The organism is Parasynechococcus sp. (genome assembly GCF_042954245.1).
Classification (GTDB): Bacteria; Cyanobacteriota; Cyanobacteriia; order PCC-6307; family Cyanobiaceae; genus Parasynechococcus.
This window is the reverse complement of the sequence record NZ_JBGKDP010000230.1, coordinates 1-18,392: the sequence shown is the minus strand read 5'-3', so window position 1 is coordinate 18,392 and position 18,392 is coordinate 1. Positions and strand designations below refer to the sequence as shown.

The following is an 18,392-nucleotide window of genomic DNA, read 5'->3' as shown; positions in this document are numbered from 1 at the left end:
CACCAGCGGCCACGAGACCGGCGATGTGGGCCATATCAGCCAGCAGATAGGCACCCACTTCATCAGCGATGGTACGGAAGGCCGCGAAGTCGATGGTGCGTGGATACGCGGAGTAGCCGCAAACAATCAGCTTCGGCTTGTGCTCCAACGCAAGCTGTTGAATCGCCTCCATGTCCAGGCGCTGGGTCTCTTTGTCGACGCCGTACTGAACGACGTTGAACCACTTACCACTGACATTGACCGGGGAGCCATGGGTCAGGTGACCGCCATGGGACAGATCGAGCCCCATGATCGTGTCGCCGGGCTGCAGCAGAGCCAAGAAAACGGCGAAGTTGGCCTGGGCACCGCTGTGGGGCTGCACATTGGCCCAGGCGGCACCAAACAACTGCTTGGCCCGCTCGATGGCCAGCTCCTCAATGGCGTCAACATGCTCACACCCGCCGTAATAGCGCTTGCTGGGCAGACCCTCGGCATACTTGTTGGTGAGCAAGGAACCCTGGGCTTGCATCACCGCACGGGACGCAAAGTTTTCCGATGCGATCAGTTCCAGGTGGGTTTCCTGACGCTGCCGTTCCTGATTGATGAACGCGACGATATCGGGATCCGACTGAGCCAGATCAGCGTCGATGGCGCGTCCAGAAGCCTGGCCCATGAAATGTCTGTAAAGCTTTGGCCGATCGTAAGAAATCGCAGCGATCAGCCCGACCGATCAACCAAAAAAAACTGCCCGTCGGGGCAGTTAAAACGCGCCTGGAGAGATTCGAACTCCCGACCCTCTGATCCGTAGTCAGATGCTCTAATCCGCTGAGCTACAAGCGCTTGCGCCAAACCATCAGACCCCATCGAGGGTCCGCTCGTCAACTGGGTACGGGCCGCGTCAGGATTCAGGTGTTTCTGAGCCCGATCAATGCCGATCCGCTGGTATGGCCCCGCTAACCCTGAGGGTCCGACCTACCAGCATTTAGAGCGCATCGTGAACCTGTGCTTGCACGGCGGCGTGTTCGCCGCCGTGAACAGCGGCGGCTGGTTTTTGCAGGAGATGCGCCACCCCTTCCCCGGCGGGAGCCTGACCTGGATCACCAGCCTCTGGACAACTCTGTGGCTGGGCCAATTGATTTGGGTAATTCTTCAGCGCCCTAAGCCGGAGGAATAAAGCCAGCATGGATGAGTTCCCACCTTGATCCTCCTGGGCTGATGTCCCTCTCCGCCAGCGACCTGCAAGACCTTCAGAGTGCTTTGGCTGACCGCCTCTACCTTCAAATCAGCGGCTGGCATCTGTACCTCGGCGATGCCGACCTGGCCTCAGCCTTGGCGATCGAATGCAGTGCCCGCGTCAATCAGGGTGCTGAGGTGGCAGCTAGGCAGGCCCTCGACGCTGTCAAGGTGCCGTTGGCAGGAGGCGCCAGTCAGCTCCCTCTCTCCAAGCTGATTCCCCCAGGCCAGCTGAGGGATCTTGAAGAGATCCTCGAGCCGTACTGCGGATAAGGTTGCATTCCATCCGCTGCGGTTGGTGTGCTAATTATTGAAGTCACCAACTCAAGAGATGTGGTGCGCCAACGCATCGGCCGACTGGGTGAACGGCTGATTGGACGGGTGGTGGATGCAGAGGCTCAAGTTGAAAAAGCCCTGATTCAGGAACTGGAAACCGCTTTTAAAGAGTTCGGCATCGAGGCCCGGATTGTGTCTGTTCAGGGCCCGCAACTCGTGGGTCGCGAGCAGCTGGAACTTCCCATCCAGGTGCGTGAAGAGCGCGATGTTTGTCTCAGCGAGCCCTGAATCGGCCCACAACCAACCGCGTGATCTCACGCACCTCCGGCACGTTGAATTGTGCACCCACTAAGGCAAACAGCGCCAAACCCAGCAAGCCAGGGGCAGACACCTGAAAAAAAAGGCCCAGCAACCCTGCGGGCCAGGGCACGACGGTCACTAGGATCCCTGAGCCCCCCGCTGCCAGCACACCGGCGATGGTCAGCCGCAGCAGGTCCATCCCCCAGCACCGCAGCGGCAATCCTGAAATGCGTTGCTGCAGACCCAGCAACAGGGCCAGGCAGGTGAGCAGGTTGATGGCAACCGTGGCGAGCACCAGCCCGGGTGTACCGAAATTGAACGGCGACTGATTCCCCCAAGGGCTCGGACCGCCCACCAGAAGCCAATCAAAAACCACGTTGAGGCCGATCCCCACCAACGAGAGACGAAAGGGCGTCGTTCCATCCCCAAGGGCATAGAAGACACGCACCAGCACATCCCGGCCGAGGTAGGCCGGCATGCCCAGGCCGTAGGCCATCAGCAAGCCCGTCACCAACTGGGCGGCTGACGCATCGAAAGCACCACGCTCGTAAACCAGGGCGACGGTGGGGCCACCCAAAGCAATGAAGAGTCCCCCGAGAGGAATCATCGATGCCGCAGACAGCATCAACCCCTGCCGGATCCGTTCGATCAGCTGCGGACGATCTTCCGGAGCCGTTAGCCTGGCGAAGGTGGGCAGTAAGGGCACCAGCAGTGCATTCGAGATCAAACCCAGGGGCGTTTGCACTAGCAAATTGGCATACCCCAGACCCGCCGCCGCGCCGAGAATCCCGGAAGCGAAGAACAGATCCGTGAACACATTGATCTGAAGCATCCCGGACGACAGCGTTGCCGGCCCCATCACACGCCAGACCTCGCGCACCCCGGGGTGCCGCCAGTCCCAGACCAGTTGAAAACGGGCCAATCCCTGCCGGATCAACGCCGGCAGCTGGATCAACCACTGCAGCAAGGCCCCTACCAACGTGGCCAAGGCCAGCACCACACCCCCGGTCATGGCGGCGGACGGCATGGCGATGTCAGCGCCGAGCTGCCACCAGAGCAATCCAACCCCTAAGATCAGGGCGCCGCTGGACATCAGCGGTGAAATCGCCGGAATCCAGAATTCGTCAGCGGCGTTGAGGGATCCAAAACCCAGCCCAATCAGGCCGGCCAGCAAGGCCATCGGTGCCATCACCTGCAGCTGAACCCGAGCGATGGCGTGGAGCTCGGGGGCGAGGCCAGGGCCCACCAAGGTGATAAGGGGATCCGCCGCCAGCACCAAAACGATGGTGACCAGCAGCAATAGTGCACTGACGCTGGTGTTGAGCGCCGCAAGGATATGAGCTCCTTCAGCCCGTGGTCGCCGGCTCAGCACACTCACCATGGCGCTGTGAAAGGGGCCATTGATCCCCCCAAGCAGGATCAGCAGAAATCCAGGCAGCACATAAGCGTAGTTGTAGGCGTCATAAGCCGCGCCCACTCCGAAGGCCGCCGCAATCACCAGCTGCCGAATCAAGCCACCCACCTTGCTCAGCAGGGTGCCGAGGGTCACCACCAGTGCGATCCCCTTCAGTGAACGCGCCATTCGCCCCCCAGCATTGGGCGCATTGTGGAGGCCCCACACGAGACCATGGGCCAATCTCCGGCTGCTGCGATGACTGGCCTTCCCTCTCCGGGCGATGCCCTGCTGCGCTTTGAATCCCTAACGGGGGGCGTGCTGCTGAAGCGCTACAAACGCTTCCTGGCCGATGTGGAGCTGAGCAGCGGCGAGACCGTCACCGCCCACTGCGCCAACACCGGCCCGATGACCGGGGTCTTGATCCCTGGCCAACGGGTGCGTCTGCGTCACGCACCCTCCCCCAAACGCAAGCTGGCCTGGACCTGGGAGCAAGCCGAAGTGCCTGGCGCCGATGGCCAGCCATGCTGGGTTGGAATCAACACGGCCCTGCCCAACCGCCTGATTCGCGCCACGGTCGAAGCGGGGTGCCTGGAGGCCCAACTGGGCGCCATTGCGGGAATCCGCGCTGAAGTGGCCTACGGCACCAACAAGCGCAGCCGGATCGACCTCTTGCTGACGCCGGCAAAGCAGAACCCCGATCAACGACCGATCTACCTGGAGGTGAAAAACACCACCTGGACCGACGGCAGCACGGCCCTGTTCCCCGACACGGTGACTGAACGGGGGCAGAAGCATCTGATTGAGCTGATGGGGATGCTGCCGGACGCACGGGCGGTGCTCGTGCCCTGCCTCAGCCGCCCGGATGTGAACGCCTTTGCTCCCGGTGACAGCGCCGATCAGCGCTATGGGGAGCTGTTTCGCCAGGCCACCAATAGCGGAGTGGAAGTTCTGCCATGCTGTTTTAGCTTCACCGCCGATGCGGTGCACTGGCAGGGGACCCGGCTAGTACACCTAGGTTGATTTTGGTAGCAGATCGAACAGGGAAGTGCGCCATCGCAAGGCACGGTGGAGGTGTTCATCTGGAAACATTTCCAGATGCCTCACGCAGCTCTGCACCCTCGTTCATGACAACTGCATTCCACGCGCCACCGCAAAGGCGGCGCAAAACCCTTCAGGAGGCCAGCCTCCTGGAAGGCCCGATGCTGCTTCTGAAGAGCATCCGGGGCTTCAGCTCCAACCGCGCCATGACCTGGCTCGCCTGTGCGCCTCTGGCGCTCATGGGCCTTGGCATCTTCACGCTGTCGGCCAAAGCCGAAGAGCTGCCTGAGCTCTCCGCAGCTTTCCTGGCCAACAACCTTTGGCTTCTGGTGGCCACCATCCTGGTGATCTTCATGAATGCCGGCTTCGCCATGGTCGAAGCAGGCATGTGCCGGCAAAAGAATGCCGTCAATATCCTCGCCAAGAACCTGTTCGTGTTCGCCCTCGCGGTGACCGCCTACTGGTTCGTGGGCTACTCCTTCATGTACGGCGATTCCATCATCGGCGGCTGGCTGTATTTCGCAGGCCTCTTCTTCGATCCGACCGTCACCGCTGAGACCATCAGCGAAGCCGGCCTGGTTCCCACCGTTGATTTCCTGTTCCAGGCGGCCTTCGCCGGAACCGCAGCCACGATCGTTTCCGGTCTTGTGGCTGAGCGGATTAAGTTCGGCGAATTCGTGATCTTCGCCCTGATGCTCACCGCAGTCATCTACCCAATTGCCGGTAGCTGGCAGTGGAACGGTGGTTGGCTCAGCGAAATGGGCTTCATCGATTTCGCTGGTTCCTCGATCGTTCACTCCGTTGGCGCCTGGGCCGGCCTCGTCGGCGCCATGCTGCTCGGACCCCGCATCGGCAAGTACGTCGATGGCAAGGTTCAGGCCATTCCTGGCCACAACATGTCCATTGCCACGCTTGGCGCTCTGATCCTCTGGATCGGCTGGTACGGCTTCAACCCCGGTTCCCAGCTCGTCATGGACCAGTGGGTTCCCTACGTGGCCGTCACCACCACCCTCGGCGCAGCCGGTGGTGCCATCGGCGCCACGGTGATCTCCACGATCACCTCCAAGAAGCCTGACCTCACCATGATCATCAACGGCATCCTGGCCGGCCTGGTGAGCGTGACTGCTGGTTGCGGCAACCTCACCCTGACGGGTTCCTGGGTGGCTGGTCTGGTGGGCGGCATCATCGTCGTCTTTTCCGTTGCAGCTCTCGATGCCGCAGGCATTGATGACCCCGTCGGCGCCTGCTCCGTGCACGGTGTGTGCGGCGTGTGGGGCACGATCGTGATCGGTCTCTGGGGCTACGACGTCCAGGGCGACGGCTCCGGCCTCGGCCTTCTGGTCGGCGGCGGCATCGACCAGCTCGGCATCCAGGCCCTGGGTGCTGCCGCCTATGCCGTCTGGACCGTGGTCACCTGCTTCATCGCCTGGCAGATCATCGGCTCCCTCTTCGGCGGCATCCGCGTCACCGAACAGGAAGAGTCCGAAGGTCTGGACATCGGCGAACACGGCATGGAGGCCTACGCCGGTTTCTCCACCACCACCAACTGATTCCGTTTCGGCACAGTTGTTGATCTCAAGCCCGGCCAGTTGGCCGGGCTTTTTTACTGCCTGAAGCGCTGCTTCAGGCCACATAGAGTTTTCCCACTCCAGCGCCCTCCATGGACACCCACGCCTTCAAACGCTCCCTCCACCATTCCGAGCGTTACAACCGGCGCGGCTTCGGGCGCGCCAAGGAAGTTGCAGGAAGCCTTGAGCAAGCTTACCAAAGCGGCCTGATCGGCACGATCCGGGACAACGGCTACCGACTGGAACACGGCAGGCTCGACGTGCGCCTGGCGGAAGCCTTCGGCTTCTGTTGGGGTGTTGAACGGGCCGTGGCGATGGCCTACGAAACCCGCAAGCACTACCCAAGCGAACGTCTCTGGATCACGAACGAGATCATCCACAACCCCTCAGTGAACGATCACCTCAGGGAGATGGATGTGCAATTCATCCCTGTCGAGAAGGGAGTGAAGGACTTCTCAGGTGTCACCTCCGGTGATGTAGTGATCCTGCCGGCCTTTGGTGCCACCGTTCAGGAAATGCAGCTGCTGAATGAACGGGGCTGCCACATCGTTGACACGACCTGTCCCTGGGTCTCCAAGGTGTGGAACACCGTGGAGAAACACAAAAAGCACACCTTCAGCTCGATCATTCACGGCAAGGTGAAGCACGAGGAAACATTGGCCACAAGCTCATTTGCTGGCACCTATCTGGTGGTGCTCGATCTGGAGGAAGCCCAGGTCGTCGCCAATTACATCCTCGGCAAAGGTGACCATGATGAGTTCATCAAACGCTTTGCCAAAGCCTGCTCTCCAGGGTTCGATCCCGATCGGGACCTCGAACGTCTGGGTGTGGCCAACCAGACCACGATGCTGAAGAGCGAAACGGAAGAAATCGGACGCTTGTTCGAACGCACGATGTTGAGCAAATACGGTCCAACCCAGCTCAACGACCACTTCCTGGCCTTCAACACCATCTGCGACGCCACCCAGGAGCGTCAGGACGCCATATTCTCCCTGGTGGATGAACCCCTGGACCTGATGGTGGTGATCGGTGGTTTCAACTCGTCCAACACCACCCACCTGCAGGAGATTGCCGTCAGCCGCGGCATTCGCTCGTTCCACATCGACACGCCCGAGCGCATTGACGTCGGCAACAATTCGATCGAGCACAAACCACTGGCGGCGGAACTCTGTCATGAAGGCGATTTCCTGCCTGAGGGCCCCGTACGGGTGGGAATCACCTCCGGTGCCTCAACTCCGGATCGGGCGGTGGAAGAGGTAATCGAAAAACTGATGCAATTGAGCGAAAACTGAACCGCGGAGAGCTTTACATTGGTCCATCTTTAATCCGCCCTTCGCCGGCAGCTCCCCATCCGTGACGGTCTTGTCGCCCACTGAAACCGACAATCAGCTTCACGGTGCCGACCCACAGGTGCGCTGCTACAGCAGCCACTTCGAGGATTCGATGCAGATGCTGGCGCCCCAAGCGGTAGTGGCTCATTACCTGGATAACCATCAGACCTGGTTTGAACGTTGCGCCAGCCCGATGCAGGTCGAGGCCATCGATCGGCAGTCCTACAGCCTGACCCTGGGTCGATTCGGCAACTTTGGCTTCGAAGTGGAGCCCACGATCGCTCTGCGACTGCTGCCACAGCAGGAAGGGATCTATCGGATCGAAACCGTGCGGACAGTGCCGCAGTCCCTCGCCCTGAGCCATCACTACGACGTCGACTTCCGCGCGGGAATGCGCCTCATCCCCGAACAGGAGAACACCTCCGTGCAATGGGACCTGGATCTCAAGGTCTGGATCCGCCTACCAAAAGTGATCACCATGCTCCCGGATCAGTTGGTCCAGAGCAGTGGTGATCATCTGCTCAAGCAGATTGTCCGCCAGATTTCACGACGGCTGACCTGGAAGGTCCAGGAGGATTTCCATGCCGCCCATGGCCTGAGCTGCCCACCCCGTCAGCGGGCAGCCTTCTGAAGGATCTTCAGCGGTTGGTCCAGATCTTGTTGACGATCTCCATGCCGCTGACGGCCTGCCAAAGGAACAGCGTGAGCATGCCCATGTTCAGGCCCACATGAGCCTTACGCGCAATCACATTTCCCCGTTGCATCAGGGGTGAGAGCGACGCGGCGACGGCGATCATCCCGGTCATCGCCAGACCCACCAACAGGTGCGGACCAACGAACAACTTGCCATTGTTCAGATAGGTGACCGCCATGCCACCCAGCGTGCCGAGGGTCATCAAGGCCATCAGGATGCTGCCCCAGAGGTAATGGCGCTGGGCGAACTTTTTCGGCACCAGCTCTTTGCGCTGTTCTGGGGTGCTGGTGCGGGTTTTCTTGGCCTTGATCCCCAGGTAAAGAGCCCAACCACCAACGGCGAGCAGGCCCCACTCCGCTAGGGGGTGAGCGAAATTGAGGCTGAAGGGAAGGGTGGCGAGCATTGAAGGAGACTCTTCAGTGCCGCGAGGTTAGGGGGCTGGCGGCCCCCATCAGCGTCAGTGCAGAAAATGGCGGCGCCCCGTGAGCTGCATCGCCAGGCCGAGCTCATCGCAGGCTTTGATCGAATCGCCATCGCGCATACTCCCGCCGGGATGAATCACGGCGGTGATGCCATGGCTGGCAGCAAGACGCACCGTGTCATCAAACGGGAAGAAACCATCACTGGCCAGAACGGCTCCCTGGGCTTTCTCACCTGCCGCCTCCAGGGCAATCCGCGCTGAGCCCACGCGATTCATCTGCCCAGCACCCACGCCACGGCTTTGCCCATCCTTGGCCACAACGATGGCGTTGGAGCGAACGTGACGCACCAAACGCCAAGCAAATTCCAGGTCGAGCTTTTCCTGCGGTGTGGGCGGCCGCTGGCTGGCCACGGTCCAGTCAGGCGGCGTGATCGACTGGTCATCGAGATCCTGAACCAGAAGACCTCCCAGGATGCTCCGCACGTGATCGGGGCCGGCTGCATCAATGGCCTGCGGAGCCAGCTCCAACAAGCGCAGATTGGTTTTGGCCGCCAGCACCTCCCGCGCCTCGGGCGTGAAGCCCGGTGCCACGACACATTCCAGGAACAAGCTGGTGAGCTCACGGGCCGCCGTGGCTTCCAGCACACCATTCATGGCGATGATGCTGCCGAAAGCACTCACCCGATCGGCATCCAGGGCCCGCGTCAGTGCTGCAGGAATCGAAGCTCCGATCGCCACACCACAGGGGTTGGTGTGCTTGACGACCACGGCCGCGGGTTGCAACGCCGGTGCGGAACCATCGGGTCCATAGCCGAACTCCCGCACCGTGGCGAGGGCCGCCTCGAGATCCAGAAGGTTGTTGGTGCTCAGCTCCTTGCCCTGCAGCTGAATGGCCCCACCCCAACCCTGTTTGGGATGGCTGAACCAACGCGCTTTTTGGTGGGGATTTTCGCCGTACCGAAGGGGCTGCCGCAGCGGCACCGCCTCCAGCCAGGGGCTGTCTTCCGTGGCGGTTTGCTCGGCCATCCAGCGGCTGATCACGGTGTCGTACGACGCGGTGTGCTGGAATGCTTCAAGGGCCAGTTGGCGCCGCAGCTTCGAAGGCACGCTCCCACTCGACTCCGCCATGGCGGTCAACAGACGGTCATATTGGTCAGGGCTGGTAAGAACAGCCACATCGGCATGATTTTTGGCGGCCGCCCGCACCATGGCGGGGCCACCGATGTCGATGTTCTCGATCGCCTGATCCCAGGTGACGTCAGGCCGAGCAATCGTTTCGCGGAAGGGATAGAGATTGACCACCACCACATCGATGGGGGCGATGTTCTGCTGCTCAAGATCAGCTTGGTGGGACGCGTCACCCCGCTTGGCCAGAATTCCGCCATGCACCCTTGGATGGAGCGTTTTCACACGACCGCCAAGAATTTCTGGGGCTCCGGTGTGCTCCGACACACGGGTCACTGGAAGGCCGGCCTGCTCGAGCACCTTGGCCGTGCCTCCACTGGAGAGGAGCTGATAGCCATGGATCCAATGCAGGGCCTCCGCCAGGGGTACCAGCCCGGACTTATCGGAAACACTCATCAGAGCGACAGGAGCCATCGAAGGGTCGTGACTGGATCGTGAGCCAACCTACGCAGTAGTGATGTTGATGCCCCATGGATGGCCGGTTGGTGCTGCTCCACGGCTGGGGAGCCAATGGAGAGGATCTCAAGCCCCTGGGCGATCGCCTGGCGCGCGAGTGCTCAAAAACCCTTGATGTGGTGTGCCTGAAGGCCCCTGAACGCCATGTCGATCAACCGGGAGGACGCCAGTGGTATGGCCTGTTCCCGGCCCAGTGGGACGCCGTGCCCGTGGCCGTTGAACGCCTCAAGGCTCAACTTCAGAGCCTGAACAATTCAGGCCTTGGACTCGAACGAACGGTGATGTTCGGCTTTTCCCAGGGGGGTGCCATGGCTTTGGAAAGCGGCTGCGACCTACCCGTTGCAGGGCTGATCAGCTGCAGCGGCTATCCACACCCGAACTGGGCTCCGCCCCAGCAACACCCCTGTGTGTTGCTGATGCATGGTTCAGATGATCCCGTGGTGCCGTTCCAGGCCATGCAAGCGATCGCTTCGCAGTTACAGCCCGATCGATGTGAGACGCATTCATTCAAAAACGGTCACACCATCCCAGATGAGACGGTGCAGCCGATTCTAATGTTTATCGAGCGTGTTCTGGAGAACGCTTGATCAAACGAAGGCGTATTCGTACTCCTCCATTTCCTCCCAATCATCAGCGCCAAGCTCGATCCCCTCAAAGAGCTTGTCTTCACCGATGGAATCAACAATCGTGCGCAATGAGGGGAAGAGGAAGTGATTCTCTTCGGCATATTGGGCACTGAACAGACCCTTCTCACCCCAGAAGAAGCGGTCGGTGGTGTGCTCATTGCGGCGCACATTCAGCAACGCCGGAGGCACCAGTCCGCCCTCAGCGATGTAACGACGAGCGGCCGTCACGGGCTTGTACTCACCGGTGTCGAGGTGATGGGTTGGCACATGAGCCAAAACCCGCTGACCTGCCAGGCGACGACGGCTAATGCGCTTGCGCTTCTTGGACATGGAAGGGCTCCGGTACGAAAGGAAGAACGGGGTGGATCGTCAGAACAAACAGGTGACGTCGGCGCGAAAACGCCAGACGCAAGGGAAGCGTCGGGGCAATTGCAGACACACCACAATCACCGGCAGGACACCAACACCCAAGCGGGAACCAGCGGAGGACACTGCAACCTCTGCTGTAGCTTTGGTTGCGAAGTAATTGCAACCTTTGTGAGCGCTGGCGGACGTCTGTTCACGGTGAACAGCGCCTCGGTCTATAAAAAGGATCTTAAGACTTTTCCCAGATTTTTCAAGTCCCCCTGGCGCAGGCTTGCCCAAGCACCTAAATTGATCGTCCGGAACTGATGCAGCTCACCGAGCGATTCTTCGATTTCACCGATCAACAGCTAGCTGATCTAACCGCCAAAAAAGGCATTCAGCATCTGGGGCTGTACGTTAGTGCGCCACCCAATCAGCAGGGTCCGCCCTTGCTGCTGATCCGGCAGTGGTCGGCCAATAAACGGTCTCTTCCCCCTGCCGACGCAGACCCAAACCTGCGCCTGCCGCACGAGAGTCGGCGCTGGTACCCCCTCCAGGATGCCGGTCTGATTCTGGGAGCCCTGCGCGCCGATCTGGATCCGCAACGGAGTTGGACGCTGACCCTGGACCAACGGATGCGGCGCAGTGCTGCCGCCATCAGCCACGCCCTGGGGCGTGACCTGGAATGCCTGCAACTTCGCCAGGAACTCAGCCAACAAAACGATCAGCTGCGCATGCTCGTGCATCAGCTGCGCAATCCACTGGCTGCCCTGCGCACCTACGCCCAACTGCTGCGGCGACGGCTTGAAGCAGACAGCTCGCACCGTCCACTCGTGGAGGGAATGCTCTCGGAGCAACGCCAACTCGGCCAGTACATCGACGTGCTCGATGGCCTCGGGCAACAACGTCTCTCACAACAGGAGCCCCTTGCCCCCACCCTGTTGCCCCCCGGGCCTGCCGAAGGTGAGGCAACCATGCAAACCCTGCTGATGCCTCTGCTGGAGCGGGCGGAAGCGACGGCAAGCCTGCAGGGCCGCCCCTGGCGGGGTCCGGACCTGTGGCCCCAGTGGATTCATCAGCCGTCCCAGGACGGAACGATCGCGGAGATCGTCGCCAACCTCCTTGAAAATGCCTTCCGCTACAGCCCAGCGGGCTGCATCGTGGGGCTGTGCCTGTTGCCCGATGGGCTCTGCGTCTGGGACGACGGGCCGCCGATCCCCCTGGAGGAGCGTGACCTGATTTTCGAGCGGGGAGCGCGGGGGTCTACCGGACAAGACCGGGCGGGTACCGGCCTTGGGCTCGCCCTTGCACGCTCCCTGGCGGAGCAGCAGGGCCGTAAGCTCACGCTCTGCGTGAAACCTTCCACGCTCGCTCAGGATTTACCCGCTCAGGGCAACGCGTTCGTCCTCAGCTGGCCGGCAGGAGCAAGGCCAAACCCAACAACGTGATCATCTCGGTGAGCACAAGAACCGCTCCATAGCTGTCACCAGTGTGCCCCCCCAGGCGTCGCCCAAGGCTCTGGGCGACCAGGATCGCCACCACGCCCCCCAGGAGAAGGGGCATGGGTCCCACCCAACCAGACAACACAATCACCACCAGAAGTGAGGGCAGGGCATCCCAGAGCGGCCTGCCGTGATCGCGATGAAACGCAGCGGTTCCATCAGCGCGGAGGTAGTCGAAACGTGCCATGGCCCAGAACGGTGCCACCCGGGCCCAGAACGCAGCCAGGCAGAGCCCGAGCGGGGCCTGCCCCCCCAGCTGGATCAATGCTGCAATCTGTAGAAGCAGCACCATCACGAGAGCAAGCACGCCACTGGCGCCCACCCGGCTGTCCTCCATCGCCTCGAGCCGCCGCTCCGCTGGCGCCCCGAGGCCATCCGCCGTGTCGATCAGGCCGTCGTGGTGCAACCCACCACTGAGTTGGATGCCGAGAGCCACCACGCAAGGGGCACAGGCAGCCGGAGGCCAAGCGAGCCTGGACAAACCGATCCAGAGCAGCCCCTGCAGCGCACCGATCAGCAGCCCCATCCAGGGGGCGAACCGGGCAATGCGCTGAAAAGAGGGCTGCGGCCAGGGCCATGCGGGCAGCACCGTGTAGAAGATCCAGGCTCCCGCCAGATCTGAAAGCCAGGGTGGAACGATCCTGGGAATAGCGCGATGGATGTAATAGGCCCTCACCGTAGGGTCATTGCAGGGGCGGATCAGTCGTGTTCGGCTTCGAGATCAACGCGCATTGCGCCAACACTTCAGCACGGTGCGGCACCTTTGAGACCCCGCATGGGCCGGTGCACACACCACGCTTCATGCCGGTGGGAACCCTGGCCACCGTCAAGGGCATCAGCACGGAGCAACTGGGGCGCACGGGGGCCCAGATGGTGCTCTCAAACACTTATCACCTGCACCTGCAACCGGGCGAGGAGATCGTGGCGGCGGCCGGCGGCCTGCATCGGTTCATGGGCTGGGACGACCCGATGCTCACCGACTCCGGCGGCTTTCAGGTGTTCAGCCTGGGAGACCTGAACAAGATCGATGACCGCGGAGTGGTGTTCCGAAACCCCCGCGATGGACGCACCATCGACATGACCCCGGAACATGCCACCCAAATCCAAATGGCCCTTGGGGCGGATGTGGCCATGGCCTTCGACCAATGCCCGCCCTATCCGGCGACGGAAAATGACGTCATCGATGCCTGTCGCCGCACCCATGCCTGGCTCGAGCGCTGCGTCACAGCCCACACCCGCGAGGACCAGGCCCTCTTCGGCATCGTTCAGGGTGGCTGTTTCCCCCATCTGCGGCGGGAGAGCGCCATGGCCGTCGCCTCGTTTGATCTACCGGGCATTGCCGTCGGTGGCGTCAGCGTCGGCGAGCCCGTGGAGGAGATGCATCGCATCGTGCGGGACGTTACGCCCCTACTTCCCACGCAAAAACCGCGCTATCTTATGGGCATCGGCACCCTGCGCGAGATGGCCATTGCCGTGGCCAACGGGATCGACCTGTTTGACTGCGTCTTGCCCACACGACTCGGCCGTCACGGTACCGCCCTGGTGGGCGGCGAACGCTGGAACGTGCGCAATGCCCGCTTCCGCCACGACCACACCCCCCTGGATCCCAGCTGCTCCTGTGTGGCTTGCACCGGTCACACCCGGGCCTACCTGCATCACCTGATTCGCAGCGAAGAGCTTCTGGGTCTCACCTTGTTGAGCATTCACAACATCACTCATCTGGTGCGTTTCACCTCGGCCATGACACAAGCCATTCGCGACAGCTGTTTTTCAGAGGTTTTCGCTCCCTGGGAGCCAGACTCGCCAGCCCATCACACGTGGTAGCGTCCAATCCAACGCCTTTTTTATGCAAGGGATGGCCGCCTTTACCCTCGACCTGCTGGCACAGCTGCCCGAGGCCTATCAGGCCTTCTCTCCTCTGATCGACATTCTTCCGTTGATCCCAGTCTTCTTCCTCCTGCTGGCCTTCGTTTGGCAGGCCTCTGTTGGCTTCCGCTAAAGCCTCAGCTCAATCGGATCACTTTCAGAGCAAACGCTGGCAGCGACAGCATGCGACGCCAGCGTGATGGCTCCTGAAGGAGCCGATACAGCCACTCGAGTTGCATCCGGCACATCCAGCCGGGAGCACGTTTTTTGGTTCCGGCCCAGACGTCAAAACTGCCGCCGACACCCATCCACAGCCCAGGCTGTCCGGCCGCAACGCGTTCCGACCAGGTTTCCTGGCGTGGCACCCCCAGGGCCACCAAAACGAGATCCGGCTTCAACGCTTTGAGCTGAGCCTCAACGCCCGGCCAAGCCCCAGGAGATTGATAGCCGTCCACCGCGAGCGCCAGGTTGAGGCCGCTGATGCGTTGCGGCAACTCTGCACGTAGCGTTGCCATCACCTCAGGTGTCGCCCCCACCAGCGCCACCCGCCATCGATGAGCTGCGGCGTACTCCAGCAAGGTCCAGGCCAGTTCGATGCCCGCCGTTTTAACGACCCGGATCTGCTGACGGGCTAGGGCCCAGACCACACCCGCGCCATCGGGAATCACCAGATCAGCCGTCCCGATCACCTGCCCCAGAGCGGCATCGGTCCAAGCCGACATCGTCATCTCAGCGTTCAGGGTGACGATGCGTCCGCCACCCCGGGCATGCAGACCGAGGGCTGCAGCACAGACATCACGGCAGGCATCCACCGGAACGCCGAGCACCTGGCAGCGGCGACGATCATCGGGGGCGGTGCTGACAGAGTCCATGGCCGTGGGGCTGCGTTGGAGAATTTAGGGGCAGTGATGCATGAGGGCATGGTTGTGACGACGACGGAAACCCTTCCGCAGAAGCACGCCACAACCCTTCAGCGCCTGGATCAATCCATCCAACGGGTGGTTCTCGATCGGCAGGACCCGATCAGCGGCCTGCTCCCCGCCAGCACCGCTCACACCATCCACGGCAACTACGGCGATGCCTGGGTGCGGGACTGTGTCTATTCGGTGCAGTGCGTTTGGGGACTGGCCCTAGCCCACCGCCGTCAGCAAGGGCAGAACAGCCTGCGCTCCTGGGAGCTTGAACAGCGGGTGGTGGCCCTCATGCGCGGACTGATGCGCTCGATGATGCGGCAGGCACAAAAGGTGGAGCGTTTCAAGAAAAGCCTCAACCCCCTCGACGCCCTTCACGCCAAGTACGACAGCTGCACCGGCGAGCCGGTGGTGGCTGACGACGCCTGGGGGCATCTCCAACTCGATGCCACCTCATTGTTTCTGCTGCAGCTGGCGCAGTTGACTAAGGGCGGCTGCGCCGTGGTGCAAAGCCGTGACGAAGTGGATTTCCTGCAAAACCTGGTGCACTACATCGCCAGGGCCTACCGCACCCCCGACTATGGGATCTGGGAACGGGGCGACAAAGGCAACCATGGCCTGCCGGAACGCAATGCCAGCTCAATCGGCATGGCCAAAGCTGCCCTGGAAGCACTCGATGGACTTGACCTCTACGGCCTCCATGGCGACGGCAGCTGTATTCTGCTGATTCCCCAGGGGGCCATCGTGCGCCTCCGTCGCGCCCTGCAAGGGCTCCTGCCACGGGAATCCGCCAGCAAGGAAGCCGACAGTGCCTGCCTCTCGGTGATTGGTTATCCCGCCTGGGCGGTGGAGGATGCAGCCCTGGTGGAACGCACCGGCCGGCGGATTCGACGGGAACTCGGCGGGGCCTACGGCTACAAACGCTTCCTCCGGGATGGCCACCAAACGGCGGTAGAAGACGTCAACCGCCTGCACTACGAACCGGAGGAGCTCGCCGCCTTTGAAGGGATCGAGTCGGAGTGGCCTTTGTTTCTGGCCTTCGAACTGGTCACCGCATGCTGCGAAAGGTGCTGGGACGAGGCCCGCCGCCTGCACAGCCAGCTCAAGACCCTGGCCGTTGAACAGGACGGTGAACGTCTCTACCCCGAGCTGTATCAGGTCCCGGCCAGTGCGGTCGATCAGGAACGGCTGAATCCAGGCAGCCAAGAGCGGGTGACCAACACCAACCTGCCGCTGATCTGGACCCAGAGCCTGGTATGGCTCGGGGAAATGCTGCTCGACGATCTGATCCGTCCCGAGGACATTGACCCCTGTGGCCGCAGGGAGCCGCAGCCGCTTGGTGCCGAAACCGTCCTTGTGGCGATGGCTGCGGAGACGGATGCCGTGCGCCAGGAGCTGCTGGCTGCAGAGGTGCCGATCGATCCAACCTCAGTGATTTCCGTGCAGTCGTCCGACGAGCTGAAGCAACGGTTGAAAGCCGCTGGCACCAATCCACGGCTTGAGCTCACTGGGCGCCCCGGACACCGGGTGGAAACCGAGGACACAGCTCGGGTCTACCGCCAGGACGGCGCCATCAGTGTGTTCACTCCGTCTGTGCTGGAAGACGTCAGCAGCTATCTGGCCGATGACCCGGAGGAGCTGCTGGAGACCGTTGTGGACGAACTGCATCTGCTGCAACGGCACTGGCGCGGCATGGGACGTCCCCTTCTGGTGATTCCCATTCGCGACGCGGCCCTCCAGCAGCATCGCGACGTCATCCTCCAACTGGCCCGGCAACTCGGCAGCGGCATCATTGAAAGCATCCCCGTCCGCTTGGGCTGCCTCAGTGAGCTGGTGGATCATGCTCAGGAGGTGCAGCTACCGCCGCTCCAACAGAAACCGGTACGACGGTCCGAGCCACCCCAGCCGCTTCTGCGCGACGCCACCGATCTACGGGATCTGACCGCCGCAGAGGAGCAGGAGCTGGATGACACACCGATCGAACAACTCAGCCAGCGCCTCTGGAACAGTGCGCTACTGCATGAACAGGCCGAAGTGCTCGAGTTGCTGCAACGGCGTCTCGGCCCCCAGGAGATTCAAGGCAGCCCCGAGGGCCATCCGGTGGCCCTGCGCACCCTGCTTGAGGAGGTCTATCAACGGGGCTTGTGTTGTGAGGACTGGAATGTGGTGCGGCGCTGTGCTGGCGCCATGGGGATGGTGCATCCCCAACTCGAAGATGCCCTCACCGATCTTCTCGTCCGCCAGAAACAGGTGGTAGTGGGGCGCAACTACACCGGCGACTCCCGGCTCCGTCAACCGATGGACAGTGCCGCCATCGCCGAACGGATTGAAACCACCAGCGGAATCGACGGCCGTGAACGCATGCTCGAACAGGAACTTCTGCTCGCCCTCGACAGCGTGGCGCGGCGGGAGCCAGCTCTGCTGAAGGGGAGCCTCACCCTGCAGCTGGGGCAGCTGATGCTGCTGCTGACATCAGAGCTGGCCGTGGAGAAAACGCTCAGTCAGGACGAAGCCTTTGAAGCCCTCTGCAGCGAAGCACCCCACGCGATCCGCAAGCGCTTGCGCACCGTGCTTGCCGATGTGGACCATGCCAAAGCAGCCCTGCAACGCGGCGAACAGCTGCACGTGAGCGGCCGGGTGCAGTGGTCAGTGCCTGACCCGTTGGAGGAAACACCGGGGGGTGGGGACTGGCTTCAACACCGCATCCGCCTGGGGTCCTTCCAGAAAGTTCCCCGCGATTTCTATCCCGGGATCTGGTCGCTTCTGCAGCACTGCCGCGGCTTGGTGATCGGCGACAAGCTGGAACGGCGCAATCGCCTCAACAGCCGCCTTGTTCTAGAGAAAACACCGGGAGAGCGCAATTTCGCCGTCCAGGTCGACCATTTGCTCAGTCGGATCAAGGCGCCGGAATACCGCCAACTCTGCAGCGAATGCCTGCTCTCGCTGATGGCCTTCGTCGAAGCCAATCCGGAGGTGCGCTTCGAGGATGACCTGGCCCTCGACGTGGTGATCGGTCATGCCGTCCGAGTGGGCTGGCAACAGAGCCATCCCTCCCTCCGGCCGGAGAACTACCCGCAACACAAGGCCCAGGCCTGGGGGCAGTTCTATCGATCCTCACCCGGTGACTGCCGCCGCTGGCAGGTCACGGCGTTGCGGGAACTGGCCGAACAGCAGGGGCTGGTGTAATCCCAGTGAAAGCCCTCAGATCGGTGCGCACAGGGGCGCTCCCGTATCCGGGTATTCAACAGCCTGCTCGATCAGGTCT

The 18,392-nt window shown here is 62.0% G+C and carries 19 protein-coding genes and 1 tRNA gene; 12 read left to right on the top strand and 8 right to left on the bottom strand.

Annotation, left to right across the window (positions count from 1 at the left end; all coding sequences use genetic code 11):
• Both ACGVJ8_RS10575 and ACGVJ8_RS10570 read right to left on the bottom strand, forming a co-directional pair.
• A partial coding sequence (locus ACGVJ8_RS10575; protein WP_392347915.1) for a serine hydroxymethyltransferase occupies positions 1–652 on the bottom strand: 652 nt, incomplete at its 3' end.
• Between the two features lie 93 nt (positions 653–745).
• Positions 746–819: transfer RNA gene (locus ACGVJ8_RS10570), tRNA-Arg, on the bottom strand.
• A gap of 88 nt (positions 820–907) precedes the next feature.
• Here ACGVJ8_RS10570 and ACGVJ8_RS10565 point away from each other — a divergent pair.
• From ACGVJ8_RS10565 to ACGVJ8_RS10555, 3 genes are read left to right on the top strand one after another with little or no spacing between them, the layout of a single operon-like run.
• On the top strand, positions 908–1,153 hold the full coding sequence (locus tag ACGVJ8_RS10565) for a hypothetical protein (protein WP_392347913.1): 246 nt from the start codon (positions 908–910) through the stop codon (positions 1,151–1,153).
• 41 nt (positions 1,154–1,194) lie between these two features.
• A complete protein-coding gene (locus ACGVJ8_RS10560) occupies positions 1,195–1,485 on the top strand; it encodes a DUF3181 family protein (protein WP_392347911.1) in 291 nt (96 codons plus the stop codon).
• 27 nt (positions 1,486–1,512) lie between these two features.
• On the top strand, positions 1,513–1,776 hold the full coding sequence (locus ACGVJ8_RS10555) for a cytochrome-c oxidase (RefSeq protein WP_392347909.1): 264 nt from the start codon (positions 1,513–1,515) through the stop codon (positions 1,774–1,776).
• Here the strand turns inward: ACGVJ8_RS10555 and murJ are convergent.
• Positions 1,763–3,370: a murein biosynthesis integral membrane protein MurJ gene (gene murJ, locus ACGVJ8_RS10550; protein WP_392347907.1), complete on the bottom strand. Its 1,608-nt coding sequence runs from the start codon at positions 3,368–3,370 to the stop codon at positions 1,763–1,765. The genes ACGVJ8_RS10555 and murJ overlap by 14 nt on opposite strands.
• Positions 3,371–3,439: 69 nt before the next feature.
• Between murJ and sfsA the strand changes: the two genes are divergently transcribed.
• From sfsA to ACGVJ8_RS10530, 4 genes are all read left to right on the top strand, one after another.
• Positions 3,440–4,204 carry a DNA/RNA nuclease SfsA gene (gene sfsA, locus ACGVJ8_RS10545; RefSeq protein WP_392347917.1) on the top strand — a complete coding sequence of 255 codons (765 nt, stop codon included), beginning with the start codon at positions 3,440–3,442 and terminating at the stop codon, positions 4,202–4,204.
• 104 nt (positions 4,205–4,308) lie between these two features.
• Complete coding sequence (locus ACGVJ8_RS10540) at positions 4,309–5,772, top strand: ammonium transporter (RefSeq protein WP_392347905.1); 1,464 nt, start codon at positions 4,309–4,311, stop codon at positions 5,770–5,772.
• Between the two features lie 110 nt (positions 5,773–5,882).
• Positions 5,883–7,082, top strand: coding sequence for a 4-hydroxy-3-methylbut-2-enyl diphosphate reductase (locus tag ACGVJ8_RS10535; RefSeq protein WP_392347903.1), 1,200 nt, complete (start codon positions 5,883–5,885; stop codon positions 7,080–7,082).
• Between the two features lie 61 nt (positions 7,083–7,143).
• Positions 7,144–7,752 carry a DUF1997 domain-containing protein gene (locus ACGVJ8_RS10530; protein ID WP_392347901.1) on the top strand — a complete coding sequence of 203 codons (609 nt, stop codon included), beginning with the start codon at positions 7,144–7,146 and terminating at the stop codon, positions 7,750–7,752.
• 7 nt (positions 7,753–7,759) lie between these two features.
• On the opposite strand, the gene ACGVJ8_RS10525 is transcribed toward ACGVJ8_RS10530, so the two are convergent.
• Complete coding sequence (locus tag ACGVJ8_RS10525; RefSeq protein ID WP_392347899.1) at positions 7,760–8,218, bottom strand: DUF4079 domain-containing protein; 459 nt, start codon at positions 8,216–8,218, stop codon at positions 7,760–7,762.
• 54 nt (positions 8,219–8,272) lie between these two features.
• Entirely contained in the window at positions 8,273–9,835 is a 1,563-nt protein-coding gene (gene purH / locus ACGVJ8_RS10520) for a bifunctional phosphoribosylaminoimidazolecarboxamide formyltransferase/IMP cyclohydrolase (RefSeq protein ID WP_392347897.1), read from the bottom strand.
• A gap of 56 nt (positions 9,836–9,891) precedes the next feature.
• Here purH and ACGVJ8_RS10515 point away from each other — a divergent pair, with 56 nt between their 5' ends.
• Complete coding sequence (locus ACGVJ8_RS10515) at positions 9,892–10,464, top strand: alpha/beta hydrolase (RefSeq protein WP_392347895.1); 573 nt, start codon at positions 9,892–9,894, stop codon at positions 10,462–10,464.
• On the opposite strand, the gene ACGVJ8_RS10510 is transcribed toward ACGVJ8_RS10515, so the two are convergent.
• The gene (locus tag ACGVJ8_RS10510) at positions 10,465–10,833 is read right to left on the bottom strand and encodes a DUF3155 domain-containing protein (RefSeq protein ID WP_392347893.1); all 369 of its coding nucleotides are present in this window, start codon (positions 10,831–10,833) and stop codon (positions 10,465–10,467) included.
• 341 nt (positions 10,834–11,174) lie between these two features.
• Between ACGVJ8_RS10510 and ACGVJ8_RS10505 the strand changes: the two genes are divergently transcribed.
• Positions 11,175–12,296: a sensor histidine kinase gene (locus ACGVJ8_RS10505; protein WP_392347891.1), complete on the top strand. Its 1,122-nt coding sequence runs from the start codon at positions 11,175–11,177 to the stop codon at positions 12,294–12,296.
• Here ACGVJ8_RS10505 and cobS read toward each other — a convergent pair.
• Positions 12,256–13,026, bottom strand: a complete 771-nt coding sequence (cobS, locus tag ACGVJ8_RS10500; RefSeq protein WP_392347889.1) for an adenosylcobinamide-GDP ribazoletransferase — start codon at positions 13,024–13,026, stop codon at positions 12,256–12,258. The genes ACGVJ8_RS10505 and cobS overlap by 41 nt on opposite strands.
• Before the next feature lie 29 nt (positions 13,027–13,055).
• On the opposite strand from cobS, the gene tgt reads away from it, so the two are divergent.
• Together tgt and ACGVJ8_RS10490 are read left to right on the top strand one after the other, a co-directional pair.
• Positions 13,056–14,174: a tRNA guanosine(34) transglycosylase Tgt gene (tgt, locus tag ACGVJ8_RS10495; RefSeq protein ID WP_392347887.1), complete on the top strand. Its 1,119-nt coding sequence runs from the start codon at positions 13,056–13,058 to the stop codon at positions 14,172–14,174.
• Between the two features lie 31 nt (positions 14,175–14,205).
• Entirely contained in the window at positions 14,206–14,349 is a 144-nt protein-coding gene (locus ACGVJ8_RS10490; protein ID WP_025362038.1) for a photosystem II reaction center protein K, read from the top strand.
• A 4-nt stretch (positions 14,350–14,353) separates the two neighbouring features.
• Here ACGVJ8_RS10490 and ACGVJ8_RS10485 read toward each other — a convergent pair whose 3' ends face one another.
• Positions 14,354–15,088 carry a WecB/TagA/CpsF family glycosyltransferase gene (locus ACGVJ8_RS10485; protein ID WP_392347885.1) on the bottom strand — a complete coding sequence of 245 codons (735 nt, stop codon included), beginning with the start codon at positions 15,086–15,088 and terminating at the stop codon, positions 14,354–14,356.
• Positions 15,089–15,136: 48 nt separating this feature from the next.
• Between ACGVJ8_RS10485 and ACGVJ8_RS10480 the strand changes: the two genes are divergently transcribed.
• Entirely contained in the window at positions 15,137–18,313 is a 3,177-nt protein-coding gene (locus ACGVJ8_RS10480; protein ID WP_392347883.1) for a glycoside hydrolase family 15 protein, read from the top strand.
• The last annotated feature ends 79 nt before the right edge of the window (positions 18,314–18,392 follow it).